The organism is Chryseobacterium populi (assembly GCF_000282115.1).
GTDB lineage: Bacteria > Bacteroidota > Bacteroidia > Flavobacteriales > Weeksellaceae > Chryseobacterium > Chryseobacterium populi.
Genome location: NZ_AKJY01000038.1, coordinates 1 through 1456, shown reverse-complemented (window position 1 = coordinate 1456; position 1456 = coordinate 1). Strand labels below are relative to the sequence as shown.

Here is a 1456-nt window from a genome sequence, read left to right as displayed (position 1 = left end):
GGACGGCTACTATGGCCAGAATGTTTGATACTACACCAGCTACTACGGCCAGAACATTATTTATGCTTCCTGATAAAGGACAGACGGATATTCCGGATGCTAATTTCCCTGCTGTAAAAGGAAGATTTCAATATATGCCTTTGGCAGGAATGAATACTTCAGATGCTAACGGCTGCCGATGTATAAAAGACCCTTTATATATCGTAGATAACTATGACTTTCCTACTGAATTTTTTAACGCTGATGTTGAATACAGGGCAGGTATTGATCAGCCAAACACTTATCAGGTTGTGAAAAGCCCTTCTGCAGCAACAATTGAAATCCCGGTAAGTAAAGCATTTTCGGTTCAGAGCCAATTACTCAATAATCAGGATATCCTGAATCCGTCGAATTTTAATAACCTGAAAGCAAATGTACTCTGGACGACCAACACCAGCCTGATCAATAAAATTTTAATGGCCAATCCTGCGCCTTCCACATTGGATGGTATTGCGGACTCTAAAATTCTTGTAACGGTAAATGCTAACCAGAGTGGAAACGCTGTCGTTACTCTGCATAATGGAAGCATTACCAATCCGGTTTATTGGAGCTGGCATATATGGGTAACAGATACGCCTGTCAATTCTTATGGCTATACTACTGAACTCCCCGCAGGAAATGTGACTAATTATATCAATTATACTGATAAAGCAGATATCATATTGCAGACCGAATTCATGGATAGGAATTTAGGTGCTACAGGTGCTTTTCCTGTACCAGTCAATCCATATATGCCTACTGCTGTTGAGCTGGCGAAAATAAGAGCTTCCACAGGTTTGCATTATCAATGGGGAAGGAAAGATCCCATTCCTGTTTTTCAGAATGCCGATAACAGGACTTCTTATAATGTGTTTTTAGGAAATGTGGCAGCTAATGGTTCTGTAACATATACAACACTTTCTGCCGCCACATACAACAATACCTCAGGAAGCTATATTATTCCATATAATACTTATACCGGCGCTGCCAATGCCAATATTCTGGCGGGCAATAAAATTTCAGACAGAATTGCTAAAGTTTTATCCTATTCCGTAGAACATCCTCTGGTATACATGGTTCCCAATACTTTTGCGGCCTTTAATGGTTCAACGCCAAGTTATACGAATGGCACCGACTGGTTATCAACCGAGCCAAATTTAGCTGCCGACAGATGGGGCAGAGGTGATAAAAAATCTCCGTTTGATCCATGCCCGGCCGGCTGGAGGATTCCTGATGTGTCCGGAGTTGCCATTGTATCGGGCAAAGACTTTGGGATGACACCTTGGTATAAAAAAGATAAAAATGTAGCCACTTCCTACAGTGTTATTAATGATTATTTAGGCGTAAGGGTAAAAAACAGTACAGGAACCACGATAGGATACACTGACTAGTCCTGAAAAAGGTTGACTAGTTTAATACATCAAATATACTTAAATCA

Annotated in this window: 1 pseudogene; it reads left to right on the top strand. The window is 40.7% G+C overall.

The annotated features are described in order from the left end of the window. Nucleotides 1-1409 (top strand): annotated as a pseudogene (locus tag PMI13_RS11110) (T9SS type A sorting domain-containing protein); the annotation flags it as partial. Between the last annotated feature and the right edge of the window lie 47 nt (nt 1410-1456).